12 protein-coding genes and 1 pseudogene are annotated in these 19,012 nt (G+C 67.0%); 6 read left to right on the top strand and 7 right to left on the bottom strand.

What is annotated here, in order from left to right:
- Position 1: 1 nt before the first annotated feature.
- Positions 2-1,210: an ABC transporter substrate-binding protein gene (locus tag VI123_RS15015; protein ID WP_455429076.1), complete on the bottom strand. Its 1,209-nt coding sequence runs from the start codon at positions 1,208-1,210 to the stop codon at positions 2-4.
- Between the two features lie 330 nt (positions 1,211-1,540).
- On the opposite strand from VI123_RS15015, the gene kdgK1 reads away from it, so the two are divergent.
- The 3 genes from kdgK1 to VI123_RS15030 all read left to right on the top strand — a co-directional run bounded on the left by kdgK1 (position 1,541) and on the right by VI123_RS15030 (position 5,415).
- Positions 1,541-2,500 carry a bifunctional 2-dehydro-3-deoxygluconokinase/2-dehydro-3-deoxygalactonokinase gene (kdgK1, locus tag VI123_RS15020; RefSeq protein WP_336338884.1) on the top strand — a complete coding sequence of 320 codons (960 nt, stop codon included), beginning with the start codon at positions 1,541-1,543 and terminating at the stop codon, positions 2,498-2,500.
- Between the two features lie 100 nt (positions 2,501-2,600).
- Positions 2,601-4,391, top strand: a complete 1,791-nt coding sequence (gene pyk, locus VI123_RS15025; RefSeq protein ID WP_336339396.1) for a pyruvate kinase — start codon at positions 2,601-2,603, stop codon at positions 4,389-4,391.
- A gap of 52 nt (positions 4,392-4,443) precedes the next feature.
- Positions 4,444-5,415, top strand: a complete 972-nt coding sequence (locus VI123_RS15030; protein WP_336338885.1) for an ROK family protein — start codon at positions 4,444-4,446, stop codon at positions 5,413-5,415.
- Positions 5,416-5,427: 12 nt separating this feature from the next.
- Here VI123_RS15030 and VI123_RS15035 read toward each other — a convergent pair whose 3' ends face one another.
- The 4 genes and pseudogenes from VI123_RS15035 to VI123_RS15055 form a co-directional block, all read right to left on the bottom strand.
- Entirely contained in the window at positions 5,428-6,603 is a 1,176-nt protein-coding gene (locus VI123_RS15035) for a Cdc6/Cdc18 family protein (RefSeq protein WP_336338886.1), read from the bottom strand.
- Positions 6,604-6,657: 54 nt separating this feature from the next.
- A complete protein-coding gene (locus VI123_RS15040; protein WP_336338887.1) occupies positions 6,658-7,782 on the bottom strand; it encodes a hypothetical protein in 1,125 nt (374 codons plus the stop codon).
- A 3-nt stretch (positions 7,783-7,785) separates the two neighbouring features.
- Complete coding sequence (gene glpK / locus VI123_RS15045; protein WP_336338888.1) at positions 7,786-9,318, bottom strand: glycerol kinase GlpK; 1,533 nt, start codon at positions 9,316-9,318, stop codon at positions 7,786-7,788.
- Between the two features lie 128 nt (positions 9,319-9,446).
- Positions 9,447-10,987, bottom strand: a pseudogene (locus VI123_RS15055) (extracellular solute-binding protein).
- Between the two features lie 351 nt (positions 10,988-11,338).
- Between VI123_RS15055 and glpA the strand changes: the two are divergent.
- The 3 genes from glpA to VI123_RS15070 are packed head-to-tail and all read left to right on the top strand — an operon-like array spanning position 11,339 to position 15,697.
- Positions 11,339-13,066, top strand: coding sequence for an anaerobic glycerol-3-phosphate dehydrogenase subunit GlpA (gene glpA, locus VI123_RS15060; protein ID WP_336338891.1), 1,728 nt, complete (start codon positions 11,339-11,341; stop codon positions 13,064-13,066).
- Positions 13,056-14,330: a glycerol-3-phosphate dehydrogenase subunit GlpB gene (glpB, locus tag VI123_RS15065; RefSeq protein WP_336338892.1), complete on the top strand. Its 1,275-nt coding sequence runs from the start codon at positions 13,056-13,058 to the stop codon at positions 14,328-14,330. The genes glpA and glpB overlap by 11 nt, the downstream gene beginning before the upstream one ends.
- Positions 14,327-15,697, top strand: coding sequence for an anaerobic glycerol-3-phosphate dehydrogenase subunit C (locus VI123_RS15070; protein WP_336338893.1), 1,371 nt, complete (start codon positions 14,327-14,329; stop codon positions 15,695-15,697). The genes glpB and VI123_RS15070 overlap by 4 nt, the downstream gene beginning before the upstream one ends.
- Before the next feature lie 13 nt (positions 15,698-15,710).
- On the opposite strand, the gene VI123_RS15075 is transcribed toward VI123_RS15070, so the two are convergent.
- Both VI123_RS15075 and ppc read right to left on the bottom strand, forming a co-directional pair.
- A complete protein-coding gene (locus tag VI123_RS15075) occupies positions 15,711-16,163 on the bottom strand; it encodes a universal stress protein (RefSeq protein ID WP_336338894.1) in 453 nt (150 codons plus the stop codon).
- Positions 16,164-16,234: 71 nt separating this feature from the next.
- Complete coding sequence (ppc, locus tag VI123_RS15080) at positions 16,235-18,931, bottom strand: phosphoenolpyruvate carboxylase (RefSeq protein WP_336338895.1); 2,697 nt, start codon at positions 18,929-18,931, stop codon at positions 16,235-16,237.
- Positions 18,932-19,012 lie beyond the last annotated feature (81 nt).

Here is a 19,012-nt window from a genome sequence, read left to right on the forward strand (position 1 = left end):
GTTAGCTCTCCCCCAGTGAGCAGTCGGCCGCCGGACCGCTGTCGCACGCGTACCGCACCGCTGTTGGCTCTCCCACGAGGCTGTAGTAGGTCCCGTAGGAGTGTTGTACCTCCGATTTCCCCTTGACGACCGGGACTCGCCGCATCGCCTGATGGTCACAGCGCCGGAGCGTCTGCGGGCCGAGTCCGGCGTCGTACTCGTGCCCTTCGAGTTCCGTGATGACCGCTCTGGGGTCGAACGTCCCCGCACGCTCGACGGCGCTGGCGTACTGGAGCGTCTGCGTGTACGCGACGTGTGCCGGGCCGGACGGGACGGCCGAATCCGAGGACCCCGTCGTACTGCCGTACTCCTCCCGGAACGCCTCCCGGAAGGCGTCCGATAGCGGCGAGTCGATGGCCGGACTCCAGGCGACGGTTCCGACGACGCCGTCGATGGCATCGCCCGCAGTCCGGGCGACCGCCAGCGAGGCCAGCGGCAGGACGATGTCGGCGTCCGGGTACGCCTCCCGGAACGCTCTGAGGGCGTTCACTGCGTCGAAACCACGGAAGCCGAGCACAATCGCGTCGAAGTCGACCGACTCGATGTCCGCGGCGTACTGGGAGTAGTCGCTCGTTCCGGCCTGTGCGTTGTACTCCCAGACGGGTGACCAGCCCAGGTCCCCGAGAACGCGGTCCATGTCGTCCCGAAACGCCGCGCCCCAGTCGCTCTGCTCGAAGAACTTCGCATAATTGACGTCCGTCCCGTATTCGGCACGCAGCACCGGGGCCAGCGCCTCCGCGGTCATGTGACTGTTGACCATCTCGTGAAACGAGTACCGGTTACAGGCTGCCCCCGTCAGCGAACCCGCCTGGGCCGTCGTCGACATGTAGACGACCTGGTTCTGCGCGGCGACCTCCTGGGTCGCCGCTGCGGAATTGCTGGACGTGCCGCCGGCGAGCATGATGGCCTCCTCGCTGTCGACGAGTCGCCGTGCGTTCCGCCGAGCGGTGTCCGAACTGCTGCCCGTGTCTTCGACGGCGAACTCAACCGCCTTGCCGAGAAGTCCGTCGCCGTCCAGGGGCGACTCGTAACTGCCGGCCGACACCCACCCGCCGCCGCTGTTTATGTGTTTGACCGCGAGTTCGACCCCGCGGCGTTCCTGCTGACCGGCCGGGGAGTACGTCCCGGACGAGGCGACGTTGATGCCGAAGGTCACCGAGTCCCCCGACACCGGATAGTTCCCGACCGGCGTCGGTGTCGTCCCACCACCGCCGGTCACCCCTTCGCTACCGCCACAACCGGCGAGTCCGACCAGCCCGGACGCCCCGATTGACCGTAGTAGGACCCGCCTAAAGACGGAGTCCCCACCTCCGTTTCTCCCGAAATCCATAATGACAAATGTAATTACTAGCGTACATAAGCTTTTGGAGAGGCACGCTAACACCAATTCTCCACGGGAGAAATACGAACTCGGACACCATGGTCCGGTAAGAAGTGATTAACAGCCCCGCAAAGCGAGCGCTTCTCCGGGATTTATACATACCCAAGAGGAACGTCCGGTATGACGGAGTTAGTCACATTCGGCGAGACGATGCTGCGGCTGTCGCCGCCTGACGACGAGCGACTGGAGACGGCGGACCGGTACGCGGTCCGGGCGGCCGGCGCGGAGTCGAACGTCGCCGTCGCCGCACAGCGACTCGGTCTCGATGCGACGTGGACCTCGAAGCTCCCGGATTCGCCGGTGGGCCGACGGGTCACCGGCGAACTCAGGCACCACGGCGTGTCGGTCGACGTCGCCTGGGACGACTCGGCCAGCGCCCGACAGGGGACCTACTACCTCGAACAGGGCAGCCCGCCCCGGGGGAACGAGGTGATATACGACCGCGGGAACGCCAGTGTCACGACCGCCACGCCGGCGGAGCTTCCCACCGAGACCATCGCCGACGCCGCCGGGTTCCACACCTCCGGCATCACGCCCGCGCTCTCGGAGACGCTCGAATCGACGACCGCCGACCTCCTCTCGCTCGCCCAGGAGGCGGGGACGACCACGAGCTTCGACCTGAACTACCGCTCGAAGCTCTGGTCCCCCGCTGAAGCGCGGGCGGTCCTGACCGAACTGTTCCCGGCCGTCGACGTGCTCGTGGTCGCCGAACGCGACGCCGACGTCGTGCTCAACCGGACCGGCGATGCGGAGTCGGTCGCGCGGGACCTCGCCGCCGAGTACGGGTTCGAGGCGACGGTGATTACGCGGGGGAGCGACGGTGCGCTCGCGCTGGCCGACGGCACCGTCGTCGAGCAGCCGACCTTCGAGTCGACCGACGCGCACCCGGTCGGGACCGGCGACTCGTTCGTCGGCGGCTTCCTCTCCCAGTACCTCACCGGGGAGTCGGTCCCGGACGCGCTCGCCTGGGGTGCCGCGACGGCCGCGCTCAAACGGACGATTCCGGGCGACATCGCCGTCGTCTCGCCCGAGGAAGTGCGGTCGATTCTCAGCGGCGACACGGAAGCCATCTCGCGGTAGCTACGGCGTCCAGCAAGCTTCTTATCCCCTCGCTGGGAACGTCGATGCATGATTAACTACGAACTCTGTAAATCGAGAACCGCTGGACGTGGTGGCCATGATGCGTAGCGCGAAGATTGTCTGCACCCTTGGTCCCGCGTCGGACTCGGTCGATGACATCGCGTCGCTCGCAAAGGCCGGGATGTCCGTCGCCAGACTCAACGCGAGCCACGGCTCGCCGGAACACCGCCGGGAGATGATAGACCGCATCCGGGAGGTCGACGAGGCGGTCGCGGAACCGGTCGCGGCGATGCTCGACATGCCGGGGCCGGAGGTACGGACCGCCGAAATCGACGCGCCGATTCAGCTCACCGAGGGCTCCACGGTCCGATACGTCGTCGGCGACGACGCGACGCCGGAGGAGGTCGGCCTCTCGCAGTCGATTACGGCGGTCGAGCCGGGCGACCGGGTGCTGCTCGACGACGGTCGCATCGAGACGACCGTCGAGCGTATCGACGGCGAGACGGTGTACGCGACCGTCGAGAACGGCGGCAAACTGGCCGCCCGCAAGGGGGTCAACGTCCCCGGCGTCGAACTGGGACTCCCGACGATTACGGCAAACGACGAGCAGGAACTCGACGTGGCTGCCGAGAAGGAACCCGACTTCGTGGCCGCCTCCTTCGTCCGCGACGGCGAGGACATCTACGAAATCAATCAGGCCCTCGAAGAGCGCGGCGTCGACATCCCCATCATCGCCAAAATCGAACGCGCCGGGGCCGTCGAGAACCTCGATTCGATAATCGACGAGGCCTACGGCGTGATGGTCGCCCGCGGCGACCTCGGCGTCGAGTGCCCGCTGGAGGACGTGCCGATAATTCAAAAGCGCATCATCCGGCGGTGTCATGAGGCCGGCGTCCCGGTCATCACCGCGACGGAGATGCTGGACTCGATGGTCCACTCGCGGCGACCGACGCGCGCGGAGGCCTCGGACGTGGCCAACGCCGTCCTCGACGGCACCGACGCGGTCATGCTCTCCGGCGAGACGGCAATCGGCGACCACCCGACCCGCGTCGTCGAGACGATGGACCGCATCATCCGCGACGTGGAGGAAAGCGAGGAGTACGCCGAGTCACGCGAACAGCGCGTGCCGAACGCCGGCGACACCCGGACGGACGCGCTGGCCCGCTCCGGGCGGTTTCTCGCGAGGGACATCGGCGCGTCGGCCATCGTCGCCGCCTCCGAGTCCGGGTACACCGCGCTGAAATCGGCGAAGTACCGGCCCTCGATTCCCATCGTGGCGTCGACGCCGAGCGAGCGCGTCCGGCGGAAGCTCGCCCTCTCCTGGGGCATCAGGCCAGTGACGACCGAGTACACCACGGAGGGGGCCGACGCCATCATCCAGACCTCGGTCCAGGCGGCGCTCGACACCGAGGCCGCCGACAGCGGGGACACGGTGGTCGTGATCTCGGGGATGATGACCGAACTGGAGGGGATGAACACGGCGAACATGCTGAAGGTCCACGTCGCGGCCGAAACGGTCGCTAGCGGCCGCTCCATCGTCGAGGGGCTGGTGACCGGGCCGGTCCACCGGCTTTCGGCGGCCCCGCCCCGCGAGTCGCCGGGCGACCTGTCGAACGTCCCCGACGGGGCGATACTGGCGGTGCCCGAGGGGTTCGACGGCGAGTTCGTCGGCGACACCAGCCGCATCGGCGGCATCATCGACGCCCACGAGGGCGTCACGAGCTACGCCGCAATCGTCGCCCGCGAGCTCTCGATTCCGATGATTTCGAACGCGGCCCTGCCCGAGAGCGTCTCGGACGGCTCGACCGTCACGCTTGACTCCGAGCGAGGCGTCGTCTACGAGGAGGCCGTCGGGCGCGAGGACATCTCGGGCTCGGAGCGGGACTACTGACCGCAGTAGAATCTGTGTAGTTAAGTATCGGTGGGGCAACCCTTCGACCAGCATGGGCGCTTACGCAGGGGTCGACCTCGGAGCGACACATATTCGCGCTGTTATCGGTGACGAGACAGGTTCGCTAGTCGCGTCACACAAAACTGAGACACCGCGTGGACCGTCCGGTATCGCGGTCACGGAGGCGGTCCTGAACGCGCTCCGGAAGGCCTGTGACGCCGCCGACATAGACCCGACGGACGTGACTGCCGCCGGCATCGCTTCCTTCGGCCCGCTGGACCTCGCCGAGGGCGTCGTCGAGAACCCCGCGAATCTCCCCGACACCATCGACCGGATTCCGCTGACCGGCCCGGTCGAGAACCTCATCGGCAGCGACCGGGTGTCGCTGCACAACGACGCCAACGCGGGCGTCATCGGCGAGCGGTTCTACTCCGACCGGAGCCCCGACGACATGGTGTATCTCACCATCTCCTCCGGCGTCGGGGCGGGCGTCGCCGTCGACGGGAACATCCTGTCGGGCTGGGACGGCAACGCCGGTGAGGTCGGCCACCTGACCATCGACCCCCAGGGGTTCATGACCTGTGGCTGCGGGCACGACGGCCACTGGGAGGCGTACTGCTCGGGCGAGAACATCCCGCGGTACGCCACGCAATTACACCGCGAGGACCCCGTCGACACGGCGCTCCCCATCGAAACGGAGGATTTCTCTGCGTCGGACATCTTCGAGTACGCCGGGGAAGACGAGTTCGCGTCCCACGTCCTCGACCAGATATGCCACTGGAACGCAATCGGCGTCGCCAACATCGTCCACGCCTACGCGCCGCTGGTCGTCTACGTCGGCGGGGCCGTGGCGCTCAACAACCCCGAGCAGGTCCTAGACCCCATCCGGAACCGGCTTGAGGACATGGTGATGTCGAACATCCCGGACATCCAGCTGACGCAGTTCGGCGACGACGTCGTGGTTCGGGGCGCGCTGGCGTCGGCGCTGACCGGCGGTACCGGCGACCCGTCACAGCGAGTCTGAGAACGCGTCGGCTTACTGCTGTAAGTCGTACAGCCGCCGGAAGGCCGTCGGTGGGAACCGCGGCTCGACCCGGCTCGGCGGCCGGCCCTGGCCGTTGGTGGTCGTCGCCTCGACGCGGTCGACGATGCCCGACTCGGCCATCTCGTAGAGGAACCGCTTGACGGTCCCGGCCGAGAGGTCGACCGACTCGGCGGAGGCAATCGCTTCCGTCGTCGCCGTCACCGACGACCGTTCGCTCTCCTCCAGGTCGATGAGTTCCCGGAGGACCGTCTGTCGGTTTCGCGGCAGGGAGAGAACGATGCCCAGCGAGATACAGGGGACGGGCACCTCCGCGATGGCCGCGTCGACGTTGGCCTGCGTGATGCGGTCCTGGCCGCGTTCCTCGGCCAGTTCCGCCGCGATGAACAGCGCGGCGAGGGCGTCGTGGGCGTTCCCGTCGGCCCAGTCGGCGATGTGTCTCGCCAGACTGTGGTCCAGCCCCTGCTGGGCCAGCCCGCTCGACGTTCTGGTCATCAACACGTCCACGAGCATCTGCCGCCGGTAGCGCTCGATGCCGATTGACTCGGCGGTGTACCGCGTCAGTTCGGTCGAAGACGGGTCTTCGCGGCCGATGGCGAGCCAGCTGACGTTGCTGGGCAGGCCGGCGAACAGGTCGACGAGAGCCGAGGCCTGGATGCTTTCGGGCTCGCCGACGTGGTCGACCGCGATGACGATGCCCGTGCGCTGCTCCCGAACCAGTTCGTGGAGCCGGGACCGGAGCGTCTCCGTCCCGATGCCGTGTTCCGGCACCGCCTCGTCCACGAGCGAGTCCAGAATCGCGTGGTAGAACGCGAACTCGCTGGCGGTCTCGCGGGCGTTCACGTAGACGAACGACGGCGAGGTCGGCGGCTGCGCGCGGGTCGTCGTGTGGATTATCGCCTGCTGTTCCGTCGGAAGCTGTTCCAGATTGGCGAAAAGCGCCGTGATGACCGCGGACTTCCCCGAACCGTGGGGGCCGTACACGTACGCGTTCGGGGGCAGTTGGCCGTCGAACACCGGGTCGAGGTGGTCCAGCAGCCGTTCGAGGACCGGACCGCGGTCGGCCGGCTCCTCGATGTGGACGACCGGCGAGATGGCCTCGTAGTCCTGGATGAGCCGCGGCTCACCGTTCCGGCGTTGTCGACGCTTGATTCTCGCTTCAATATCCATCGTTCGGAGAGATATGTGTACTAGCGTGTGGATGGTAAATATAGAGGTGCCGCTTTAGACGAGTCCCAGCGTGGGGACCCAGGAGGACCCGCCGAAGACGCCGACGATAGCCAGGACGGCGACGGTGAACGTCGCGACGACGATAGCCGCCGCGGGCGGGTCGAAGTGCGTATCCGAGTGTGCGTAGAAGACGCGCTGGATGACCTCGCCGGCGAGCGCGCCGTAGGCACCGAACACACCGGCGACGATGATGGCGATGACGGCGGCCATCGTGCCGGTCTCGGGCGTCCCGCCGAAGACGGCCAACGCGGCCGTGCTCGCGGGCAGGGTCATGTGGTGGGTCACCGGAATCTTCTCGACGCCGAGGTTCAGGAACGTCAGGCTCGCGGCGGAGATGCCGAAGCCGAGGAAGGCGCTGCCGGTCTGGATGGCTATCCAGCCGCCGAGCAGGCCGGTGACGAGGCCTATCATCGCGACATTCGCCCACTTGTACTGGTGGGGGAGCCACGGTTCGACGGCCAGGCGGTACGATTCGGCGGTTCCACCGTCGGCCGCCGTGCCCCCGTCCGTTGCCATGCGCTTCTCGCCGCTCTCGAACGGCGACATGTCGAGGATGTTCCGACTGCCGGCACCGATGAGCGGGTAGCCGAAGGCGATGCGGTGGGCAACGGCCGAGAGGACGACGCCCAGCGCAATCGGGTCCCACGGGAGCGCGAGCCCGCCGGAGACCTGGCGAACGACCATTCCGAAGATACCGAACAGACCACCGACAGCGAGGATGTCCGGGCGGGTCCCGAGCGCGTACGCGATGTCCTTCGCGGGGTGGTAGTCGCCGTCGTCGGGCTCGTACATCCCGTCGCTCTTGGCGGCGTAGGCGGCCGCCGCGGCACCGCCGGCGAAGGAGACGTGTGGCCCGAAGACGGGACCGAACGCGATTGCACCGGTCACGCCGGTCGCGAGGGCTCCGCTACCGAGTTCGCCGAGTTGGCCGACGAGGCTGCCGCGGAGAATCGCCACGGCCTGGCCGGCGATGACCATGAAGCCGGTGAAACAGAACGCCGGGAGCGCGCCGAGCGCCGCGCCGAAGGCACCGCCGGCGAAGGCGGCGATTATCAGCAACAGCAGGTCCGCGACGCCCATCCCGAACACAGGAATCTGCATGGGCAGACTCTCTATCATGGGTTATTCCTCCTGTGCCCAGTCGCGGGAGCGGTCGACGGCGTCGTCCCAGCGGGAGTACATCTTGTCCGCCTGCTCGGCGTCCATCTCCGGCGAGAACTCCTTGTCGACCTGCCAGTTGTCCCGGAGCTCGTCGACGGTGTCCCAGTAGCCGACGGCGAGGCCGGCCGCGTAGGCCGAGCCCAGCGCGGTCGTCTCGTCGACCTGCGGGCGGGCGATGTCCGTCTGGATGATGTCGGACTGGAGCTGACAGAGGAAGTTGTTCTTGACGGCACCGCCGTCGACGCGGAGCGACGTCGTCTCGGCACCGGAGTCGGCCTCCATCGCCTCCGCGATGTCGCGGGTCTGGTACGCGATGGATTCCAGCGTGGCACGGACGATGTGTTCCTTCCGGGTGCCGCGGGTCATCCCGACGATGGTCCCGCGTGCGCGACCGTCCCAGTGGGGCGCGCCCAGTCCCGTGAACGCGGGGACCATGTAGACGCCGTCAGTCGAGTCGACCGAGCGGGCGAGTTCGGCCGTCTGTGCGGCGTTGTTGATGAGGTCCACGTCTTCGAGCCACTCGATTGCCGCGCCGGTGATGAAGATTGAGCCTTCGAGTGCGTACTGGACGGGCTCGCCGGACATCTGGAAGCCGACCGTCGTCAGCAGGCCGTGGTCGGACTCGACGGCCTCGTTCCCGGTGTTCATCAGGTAGAACGAGCCGGTCCCGTAGGTGTTCTTGGCGTCGCCCTCGTCGAAGCAGGTCTGGCCGAACAGCGCGGCCTGCTGGTCGCCCAGCGCGCCCGCGACGGGGACTTCCTCTCCGAGGAAGCCGTCGGCGTCGGTGTGGCCGTACAGGCTCTCGTCGGAGGACGGACGGACCTCGGGCACCATGGACTCCGGGACGCCGAACTCCTCGAGGAGTTCGTCGTCCCACTCCATGTCGTGGATGTTGTACAGCATCGTCCGCGAGGCGTTCGAGACGTCCGTGATGTGGTTCCCGGTGAGCTTGTAGATGAGCCACGCGTCGATGGTCCCCATCAGGAGCTCGCCGTCTTCGGCCCGGTCGCGGAGGTCGGCCCCGCGCGAGCTCTGCATCTTGAGCGGCTCGGCGTTGTCGAGAATCCACTCGGTCTTGGTCGCCGAGAAGTAGGCGTCACACTCGAGACCGGTCTTGCCCCGAATCCACTCGACTTTGTCCTCCTCCTGAATCTCTTCGACGCGGTCGGTGGTCCGGCGGTCCTGCCAGACCAGGGCGTTGTGGACCGGCTTGCCGGTCTCCTTGTCCCAGACAATCGTCGTCTCGCGCTGGTTCGTGATGCCCAGCGCCTCGAGCTGTTCGGCACCAACGCCCGCGTCGGCCAGCCCCTGTGTGACGACCTCCTGCGTGTTCTCCCAGATTTCGACGGGGTCGTGCTCGACCCAGCCGGGCTCCGGGTATATCTGTTCGTGCTTCTCGTAGGCGTTCGCAACGACCTGGCCGCTGTGGTCGAATACCATGAAGCGGGTGCCGGTCGTTCCCTGGTCTATCGCGCCAACGTATGTGTCTGCCATTGTTGTGTTCTCCGTGGTGGGGGTAGCTTGTTTATGAAAGCTACCACCTTGACAGTAAACAACATAGTGAACCATTATAAAGATTACTAATGGTGATGTTTAGCTAGTAAAGAAGGGTGAAGACGGCGTTACCGGCCGGAACAGTAGCTTTCGAGTTGTTTTCCGACCTGCTCGTCGAGCCGTTCGAGCGTGGCAGGGACGGAATCGGGACCGTCCATGCTGTCGACGGCGTCCTCGACGACCGTCCGGACCGTGTCGAACGGCCCTATCTGCGCGCCCCGTGTTGCCGTGGTGTCCCGTGTCTCCATAAGTTGGTCGAACGCGGTCCTGTAGTGGGGGTTGTGCTCGAACCAGTCGTCGGCCCGGAGCCGTGGAATCGTCTCCTCGTGGACCGGGAAATAGCCGGTCTCCTGGTGCCACCGGCGCTGCTGGGCCGGTTCGGTGAGCCAGGTGAGGAACTCGGCGACGGCGTCGACCCTATCAGCATCGCGGAGTCGCCCTCGGAGAAGTGGGTCCGGGCCGCGCCCCTGGCCTCGATGCCGGGGTCGTGGTACAGCCCGTCGGCGTCGAGGCCCTGCCACCACTCGAACAGGTCGCGGGCGAACGCGCCGTCGAGATAGCTCTCCGTCGGGGGCCCGGACCGTCCGTTGTCCCGGTCCACGAGGAACTGGTCGGCCTCGGCGCACCACTGCTCGACGAACCACGAGTAGTTCGCGAATGTGATTCCCGTCTCGACGGCATCCCGGTCGACGAGCCGTTCGGCCGCCTGCTGGACGGCAGCGAAGGTTTCCGGCGGCGAACCGGGGTCAAGCCCCGCCGCCCTGAACGCGTCGCGGTTGTAGGCCATCACCGGGTTCGACGCGTTGAGCGGCAGCGCGTAGAGCCGCCCGTCGAAGCGGTAGTAGTTCGTCACCGGGTCCAGCAGTGAGTCGATGTGGGCGGCCGGGAGGAGTTCCTCGACGGGCGTGAAATGCCCACTGTCGCGCGCACGCGTAGTCCCGATTTCGAATATCTGTGCGATTGCCGGCGGGTCACCGCGCTCGGCGGCGGCGAGCGTCGCGTCGAGCGTGCCGCGGTAACTCCTCTTCGACCGCAGTTCGAGGCTGATACCGTCGGTCTGTGATTCGAACTCGCGGACGAGCTCTTCCAGCAGCAACGCCTTCTCGCCGCCCATCGCGTGCCAGAACTCGACGACGGTTCCGTCCGCGTCGGCTGCCGTCCCGGTCGCGAGTTCGAAGGCGTCGACCTGCGCCGTCGCGGCGGTCACCTGCTCGCTGAACGACGCCATCCGGTCGACGGTGTCGGTCCACTCCCGGAGCAGTTCGCCGTACGCGTCATAGAGCGGTTCGGCGGCCTCTGCCGGCGGCTGTCCGGGCGTGGCGGTGAGGTCGCCGTCGGCGTTCGCTCTGGCGACCTCCGTGAGGTGGTCGACGGCGGTTTCGAGCGCGCGCCGGTCGGCCCGCTCGCGTTCGAGTTCCGCCGTCAATCGCTCACACCGGGCCTCCAGTTCCGTCTGCTCGCGGTCGTCTGCCGGGCTATCAGTCGCTGATTCCGCCCGAGAGGACGGTACTGCCGCGTCGGCGTCGGTTCGGTCCTCCGTGACACCGCCGTCGGTGTGCCCCTCGTCGGGCCGGTCGTCGTCCGAATCGAATGGGTTCCATTTACTCATTGGTCGCTCCCGCTGGCCGAAGGGCCAACACGTTCTCGGCAGCAATCAAGTATCAAAATATATGATAGTTACTGTTAGCGCGGTGCCGTCAGTAACTATCTTTCTGAGTCCGGCATCGTTGAACGAGAAAATTATTTTCGTCTCTCTCGTTGAAAATATGTTTTTAGAGTCGCCATTCGCTCAAATACGCACACCCACTGGGCAGATAAGTCAGGAGGAATGAATGTGTCTCACGTTCACAGTCAACAGTAGCGCCGCTCCGTATCCCTCATGATTACATAGAAAATTTACTGTCCAAGCACCAGCAACGGTAAAGTGAAGTGTATGCGCTCCAAACCCACGGAGAGATAGATGGGACCGACACCACACATCGCCGTCATCGGGGGCGGCTCGACTGGAGCGGGCATCGCGCGGGACCTCGCGATGCGCGGCCTCGACGTGACCCTCGTGGAACAGGGCAACCTGACCCACGGGACCACCGGTCGGATGCACGGGCTGCTCCACAGCGGCGGGCGCTACGCCGTCTCGGACCAGGCCAGCGCGACCGAGTGTATCGAGGAGAACCGCGTGCTGCGGGACATCGCCAGCCACTGCGTCGAGATGACGGGCGGCCTGTTCGTCAAGCGCCCGGAAGACGCCGAGGAGTACTTCCAGCAGAAGCTCAGCGGTTGTGAGGAGTGTGGCATCCCCGCGGAGGTCGTCTCGGGCGAGGAGGCCCGCGCGATGGAGCCACACCTGGCGAAGGACATCGACAAGGCCATCTCCGTCCCCGACGGGGCCATCGACCCGTTCCGGCTGGTGGTCGCCAACGCCGCGAGCGCACAGGAACACGGCGCGCGCATCGAGACTCATTCCAAAGTGACCGACCTCCTCGTCGAGAGCGGCGAGGTCGTCGGCATCGAGGTGGAACACGACTCCGGCCCCGGCAAGCGCGTCCACGGGACCGAGGGCGGGACCGAGGAAATCCGCGCCGACTACGTCGTGAACGCGACGGGCGCGTGGGCCGGCCGCATCGGCGACATGGCCGGCCTGGACATCGAGGTCCGCCCCTCCAAGGGCGTGATGACTATCATGAACATCCGGCAGGTCGACACCGTCATCAACCGCTGTCGGCCGAAAGGCGACGCCGACATCGTCGTGCCCCACGAGACGACCGCAATCCTCGGCACGACCGACGAGGAGGTGGAGGACCCCGAGGACTACCCCGAGGAGCAGTGGGAGGTCGACATGATGATAGACACCCTCTCGGAGCTGATTCCGATGCTCGAAGACGCCCGCACCATCCGCTCGTTCTGGGGCGTCCGCCCGCTGTACGAACCGCCGGACGTGGGTAGCACGGACCCGACGGACATCACGCGGGACTTCTTCTTGCTCGACCACGACGAGCGTGACGACCTGCCCGGCATGACCAGCATCGTCGGCGGCAAGTTCACCACCTACCGGATGATGGGCGAGCAGATAAGCGACCACGTCTGCGGGAAGTTCGGCATCGACGCCGACTGCCGCACCGCTGACGTACCCCTGCCCGGCAGCGAGGACTTCTCCGTGCTCCGGGACTACATGGACGAGTTCGGTCTGCGCTCGCCCATCGGCCGACGGAGCATCGAGCGACTCGGCTCCCGGGCCGACGAGGTGCTCAAGACCGACGGCCCGAACCCCACCGTCTGCGAGTGCGAGGGCGTCACCCGCGCGGAGATTCACGACGCCATCGAGGGCTCGGGCTCGGACCTCAACGCCGTCCGCATCCGCACCCGCGCCTCGATGGGCAACTGCCAGGGCGGCTTCTGTTCGCACCGAATGGCGAGCGAACTCCACACGGCGTACGACGAGAGCGTCGTCCGCGAGGCCTGGGACGAGCTGCTCCAGGAGCGCTGGAAGGGCCAGCGCCACGCGCTGTGGGGCGAACAGCTCTCGCAGGCGGCGCTGAACTACGCGCTGCACGCCACCACGCAGAACCGCGACCGTGACCCGGCCGACGGCGAGCCGGTCGACTTCTCGGCGTTCGACACCGGCCGCAGTCAGGCGGGCGGCGTCGACAGCGCGGACGTGGCCGCCGACGGAGGGACGGATGGCTATTGAGTCGGAGGTGCTCGTCGTCGGCGGCGGCCTCGCGGGACTGACCGGCGCGCTGGCGGCCGCCCGCGAGGGGGCCGACGTGCGGCTGGTCTCGTACAAGCAGAGCACGCTCCGGCAGGCCTCGGGGCTGGTGGACGTGCTCGGCTACACGCCCGACGGCGCCGGCCCCCTGACCGACCCGTTCGAGGCCATCCCGTCCCTGCCCGACGCCCACCCGTACCGGAAGGTGGGCGTCCACACGGTCCGGGAGGCGCTGTCGCTGTTCGACGAGGCGGTCCCGACCTACGAGGGCGGACACACGGACGCGAACGCACTGTTGCCGACCCACGGCGGGACGGTCAAACCGACCGCCCGCTACCCGGCCGGAGCCAGCGCCGGCCTCGCCAGTGACGCCCGCGACACGCTGCTCGTCGGTATCGAGGAGATGGTCGACTTCGACGCGCCCCACGTCGCCGCCCATCTCGACGCGGCGGGCGTTCCCTTCGACGTGCGCGGCGAGACCATTCGGTTCCCCGGCGACCTGCGGGCGGACGCGAAGGTGACGCGGTACGCCAAACTCCTCGACACCGACAGCGAGGTGGCTGTCCGCGGGCGAATGGTCCCCGCCCGCGAGGCGCTGGCCCAGCGCGTGAACCCGCTTCTGGAGGACGAGGAGCGGGTCGGCTTCCCGGCGATTCTCGGCGACGACAACCCCGGCGAGATACGGGCCGAACTGAGCGACCGCCTCGGCGTCGACGTGTTCGAGGTCCCGATGGGGCCGCCGTCGCTGCCCGGTCTCCGGCTAGAGGACGCGCTGTTCTCGGCGCTTGACGAGGCCGGGGCCAGCATCGAGACGGGCAACCCCGTCGTCGACTTCGAGGGCGAGGACCGCATCGAGCGGGTATTCATCGAGAAAAACGGGGCGAAGATTCCCAACAGCGCCGACCAGTACGTCCTCGCCACCGGCGGCTTCGTCGGCAAGGGCGTCGAGTCCGACCGCGAGGGGGTGTACGAGCCCGTCTTCGACTGTCACGTCCCCCACGCGTCGGACCGCTACGACTGGTTCGAGGGCGACCTGTTCGGCGACCACGAGTTCGCCCGCTACGGCGTGGCGACCGACGACGACCTGCGGCCACTCGACGCGAGCGAGCACAGCGAGTTCGAGAACCTGCGGGCCGCCGGCTCCGTGCTGGGCGGCTACGACTTCGCCGCCGAGAAGTCCGGCAGCGGGGTCTCGATTGCGACAGGCTACGCGGCGGGCCAGCGCGCCGCACAGGAGGCACGATGAGCGACGCTGAATCCCCATCAGAGTTTGACCCGGTAGCACCGAACACAGGCGAGGAGTTCGAACCGGTCGACGTCTTCCCCGACAGCGACGACTTCGACCTCCGGCCCGGCGCGGACTCCTGTTACAAATGCTCGACCTGCGACACGAACTGCCCCGTCGCGGAGGTCGACGACGACTTCCCCGGCCCGAAGTTCCAGGGCCCCGAACAGTGGCGGCTCAAGCAGTCCGACGACGACCACGACGTCGACGACTCGGTGATGGACTGCTCGAACTGCATGCGCTGTGACAACGCCTGCCCGTCGGGCGTCCCGCTCAGCCAGATGCACAACACCGCCCGCGGGGAGTACGTCAGCGAGCAGATGGACAAGCTCTCCGTCGAGTACGTCCGCAACCGCATCCTGGCGAACTACCGCACTTCCGCGTTCTTCGCGAGCAAGGTCCCGCGGCTGGCCAACGCCGCCATGAACTTCGGGCCGGCCCGCTGGCTCATGGAGAAGACGCTCGGCGTCACGAGCGAGCGTGACTTCCCCGAGTTCGCGACGCAGACCTTCCGCGAGTGGTGGGCCGACCGCGGCGGCCAGGCCCAGTCCAGAGAGAACGCCAGAGCCGCCCGGGAGCGACGTGGCCTCCCCGCGGACGCCGACAAGAAGGTCGCGTACTTCCACGGCTGTTACTCCAACTACAACACGCCGGAGGTCGGCAAGGCGATGGTGCGGGTGTACGAGGCGTTCGGCTACGAAGTCGTCGCGCCCAAACAGAAGTGCTCGGGGACGCCGATGTTCGCCAACGGCATGCTCGACGACGCCCGCCGCCACGCCGAGACGAACGTCTCCTCGATGGCGGACCTCGTCGAGGAGGGGTACCACGCCATCGCCTCCTGTACCTCGTGTTCGATGGCGCTGCGCCAGGAGTACCCCGAGCTGTTCGACATCGACGGCATCGATGAGGTGGCGGAGAACACCTTCGAGGCCGTCGAGTACCTGCGCATCCACGAGGACCTCCGCGAGGAGGTCCGCGAGGCGGAGGTCGACGGCGACCTCGCGGAGGAGTTCGCCTACCACGCCCCGTGTCATTCACGGAATCAGGGGCTTGACCGCCAGGCCGTCGAACTGTTCCGCGACCTGGACGGCGTCGACGTCGAGGACGTGGGCGACTCCTGTTCCGGTATCTCGGGCACCTACGGCTGGAAGGAGGAGAAGTACGAGAAGTCCATGGCAATCGGTGAGGAGATGTTCGAGCACATGGACCACGCCGCGGGCGAGACCGGCATGACAGAGTGCCCGACCTGTGCGATGCAGATGGAGCACGGCAGCGGCTACGAGATTCGACACCCGCTGGAACTGCTGGAAGCCGCGCTGGTCGAGTAACGAACGAACCGTCCTACTCTTCGCCGCGGACGAACGTGACCGGACACGGCGCGTTCAGCATGACTTCCTGTGCGGTGGAGCCGAAGACGGCCTTGCCGGTCGGCGAGCGCTTGCGGCCGCCGACGACGATGAGGTCGGCCGCCGTCGCCTCGGCGAGGTCGACGATTTGCTCGCCGTGGTTGCCCACGGCACCGCGGACCTCGGTCGACAGGCCGGCGTCCTCGAACCGGCTGAGAAGCTCCCGGACGGTCGTGTGACGGTCGGCGACCTCGTTCGGGTTGGCCTCGCCGGTCGATTCGAACTCCAGTCGGTCGACGACGCCGTCGTACTGGTCGTCGGTGAATACGTGTGCGACGACGACGGTCGCGCCGGCCGGCCCCGCGATGTCGAGGACGGCGTCGGCGAGTTCGTCGATTCGGTCGGCGTCGTTCGGCCCGACTGCGAGAAGAACAGTTTCGAGTCCCATATCGGCTACTCCGAGGGAAGACGCCTAAATCCTTCGATGGGGGCTATCGCCACCGCACATCCGTCGACGCCTCACCCGGTGTTTTTCATCCCGGCCGCGATGCCCTGGACGGTCAGCCGCAGGGTCCGGCGCTCGGTTTCGGTGCGGTGGGACTGCTTGAGCAGGCGGACCTGCAGGAGGTTCAGCGGGTCGACGTACGGGTTCCGACGCTCCAAGTTCTCCTCCAGCCAGTCGCGCGAGAGCAGGCCGTCCTGGCCGGTGATTTCGAGCACCTTGTCGACGGTCTCCTCGTACTCCTCGACGATGCGCGGGAAGATGCGCTCGCGGAGGTCGGGGTCGACGAGGTCGGCGTACTCCTCGGCGATTTCGAGGTCCGTCCGGGCCAGTGCCAGCGACGCGTTGTCGAGTTTCGTCCGGAAGAACGGCCAGTTCTCGTACATCTCCTGCAGCGTCTCCATGTCGCCGCCGTTCTCGAGGTAGGCGTCCAGTCCGGTCGAGATGGAGTACCAGCCGGGGAGGATACAGCGGGCCTGCGTCCAGGAGAACACCCACGGGATAGCCCGGAGGTCCTCGACGCTGCGGTCCTCGCTGCGCGAGGCCGGTCGCGAGCCCATGTTGAGGTTCTCGATGACGGTGATGGGCGTCGCCTGCTCGAAGAACTCGACGAAACCGTCCGTTTCGAGGAGGTCCTGATACTCCTCGCGGGCCGCGTCGGACGCCGTCTCCATCGCCGACTCCCACTCGTCGGGAATCTCCTCGACGGGTTCCTCGATGGCGTTTTTCCGCGCCCGAATCTGGGCGTTGAGCATCTGTTCGAGGTTGCGCTCGGCGATGTCGTGGTTGGCGTACTTCTCCGCGATAGCCTCGCCCTGCTCGGTGAACTTTATCTGGCCGGTGACGGTTTCGTTTGGCAGGGCCAGCATGGCGTCGTTCATCGGGCCGCCGCCGCGGGAGATGGAGCCGCCGCGGCCGTGGAACAGGCGCATCTCCACGTCGTAGTCGTTCGTGATGCCTGCGAGCCGCTTCTGGTTGTTGTACAGCGACCAGTTGGCGGCGAGGAAGCCGTTCTCCTTGTTCGAGTCGGAGTAGCCCAGCATGATTTCCTGGACGTTGTCCCGGGCCTCCAGGGCTTGGGAGTAGGCCTCGTTCTCGAACAGCGTGCCCATGATACGTCGCGCGCCGGAGAGGGCGTACTCCGACTCCAGCAGGGGGACGATGTCGAACCCGCAGTAGCCGGGGAGGTCGACGATGTCGACCTGGTCGGCCAGGAACAGCACCTCGAGCACGTGGCTGGGCTCCTCACACCAGGAGATGGCGTAGGTGTCGATGGCGTCGATGCCGAACTCGTTTTGCCAGTCGGCGGTCGCGCGGAACCGGTCGAGGACCCGCGTCGCGTCGTCGGATAGCCCCTCGGTGTCCGCCATGTCGATGACGGTGTTGTCCTGGAGGATGGCCTCGGTCAGGAACTCGACGCGCTCGTCCTCGTCCATCGCCGCGTAGTCGATGCCCTGCCGGTCGACGGCCTCGGCGATGGCGTCGGTGTGCATCTTCCGGTGGTCCCGCAGGTCGAGGCTGGCGAGGTTGAAGCCGAACGTCTCGACCTTGCGGACGAGCGGGTCGACGTGGGCCTCGGCGATGACCTCCGCGTCGTTCTCCCGGAGGCTGTCGGCGATGACCCGGAGGTCCGTCAGCAGTTCCGCCTCGTTCTCGTAGCCGCCCTGCCGGACGTCGCTGACCCGGACGACGGACTCGCGCATCAGCCGGAGCTTCTGGCGGTAGGGCTCGTCGGGGTAGCGTTCCTCGGCCTCGGTGGCGACGCCGGGGAGCCGGGACTTGTGGCGGTCCAGTCGCTCGTTGAACAGCGCGTCGGTCGCGATGTTCGAGGCGTCCTGGCTGAGCACGCCGGAGAGTTCCTTGAGCTTGTTGCGGTACAGCGGCAGGACGGTCTCGCGCTGGCGCTCCAGGGTCTCCTCGGTCACCTCGGTGGTGACGAAGGGGTTGCCGTCGCGGTCGGACCCGGCCCACGAGCGGAACTCGTAGAGGGTGTCGACGTCGATGTCCTCGTCGTAGACGTCGTCGAGCGTGGCTTCGAGTTCGTCGTACACCTCGTCGATGACGTCGAAGAGGACGTTCTCCAGGTACCACTGGACGTTCAGCGCCTCGTCGGTGACTTCCGGGCGGCGGTCACGGACCTGCGGGGTCTGCCAGAGGCTCGTCACCTCGGCGTCGAGGTCGCGCTCGATGCGCTTCCGCTCGCGGTCGGTGAGCCGCCGTTCGTCGAGCCGCTCGATGTCGCGGGCGACCGACCGGAGCTTCGCTTTCACCGTCTTCCGACGAGCTTCGGTCGGGTGGGCCGTGAACGTCGGCTGGATGAGGACGTCTTCGAGCACCTGCTCGAACTCCTCGGGGGCCGCACCCCGGTCGGCCAGGTCGCGGACGGCCTCCTCGACGCTGTCGGCCAGGACGCCCTCCTGGCTCCCCTCGCGGATTTCCCGGACCCGTTCGCGTTCCTCGGCGAGATTGATAAGTTCGAAATAGGTGGTGAACGCGCGTGCGACGATGTCCTGCGTCTCCGGGTTCAGCCGGTTCAGCGCCCGGTGGACCTCGTCCCTGGTCTCGGCGTCCCCGCGGCGGTAGTCGATACACGAGTTCCGGATAGTCTCGACCGTCTCGAACGCCTCGGTCGACGTCTGTGCCTCGAGTACCTCTCCCAGGAGTGCGCCCAGCTCCCGTACGTCCTGGTTTATCTCTCTGGCGTGCAAAGTCATACCATCTTTTCCAGAAGCGAGCCCTAAAACACTATTGAAACGGCGTATCAGGGATAGACGTTCGTGAAGAATCCGGTCGCG

The organism is Haloarcula sp. DT43 (assembly GCF_037078405.1).
Lineage (GTDB): Archaea > Halobacteriota > Halobacteria > Halobacteriales > Haloarculaceae > Haloarcula > Haloarcula brevis.

What these genes read in the sequence shown, in the direction of transcription:
- kdgK1 (WP_336338884.1), top strand. Translation starts at nt 1,541, where the DNA reads ATGACGGAGTTAGTCACATTCGGCGAGACGATGCTGCGGCTGTCGCCG.
- pyk (WP_336339396.1), top strand. Translation starts at nt 2,601, where the DNA reads ATGCGTAGCGCGAAGATTGTCTGCACCCTTGGTCCCGCGTCGGACTCG.
- VI123_RS15030 (WP_336338885.1), top strand. Translation starts at nt 4,444, where the DNA reads ATGGGCGCTTACGCAGGGGTCGACCTCGGAGCGACACATATTCGCGCT.
- VI123_RS15035 (WP_336338886.1), bottom strand. Translation starts at nt 6,603, where the DNA reads ATGGATATTGAAGCGAGAATCAAGCGTCGACAACGCCGGAACGGTGAG.
- VI123_RS15040 (WP_336338887.1), bottom strand. Translation starts at nt 7,782, where the DNA reads ATGATAGAGAGTCTGCCCATGCAGATTCCTGTGTTCGGGATGGGCGTC.
- glpK (WP_336338888.1), bottom strand. Translation starts at nt 9,318, where the DNA reads ATGGCAGACACATACGTTGGCGCGATAGACCAGGGAACGACCGGCACC.
- glpA (WP_336338891.1), top strand. Translation starts at nt 11,339, where the DNA reads ATGGGACCGACACCACACATCGCCGTCATCGGGGGCGGCTCGACTGGA.
- glpB (WP_336338892.1), top strand. Translation starts at nt 13,056, where the DNA reads ATGGCTATTGAGTCGGAGGTGCTCGTCGTCGGCGGCGGCCTCGCGGGA.
- VI123_RS15070 (WP_336338893.1), top strand. Translation starts at nt 14,327, where the DNA reads ATGAGCGACGCTGAATCCCCATCAGAGTTTGACCCGGTAGCACCGAAC.
- VI123_RS15075 (WP_336338894.1), bottom strand. Translation starts at nt 16,163, where the DNA reads ATGGGACTCGAAACTGTTCTTCTCGCAGTCGGGCCGAACGACGCCGAC.
- ppc (WP_336338895.1), bottom strand. Translation starts at nt 18,931, where the DNA reads ATGACTTTGCACGCCAGAGAGATAAACCAGGACGTACGGGAGCTGGGC.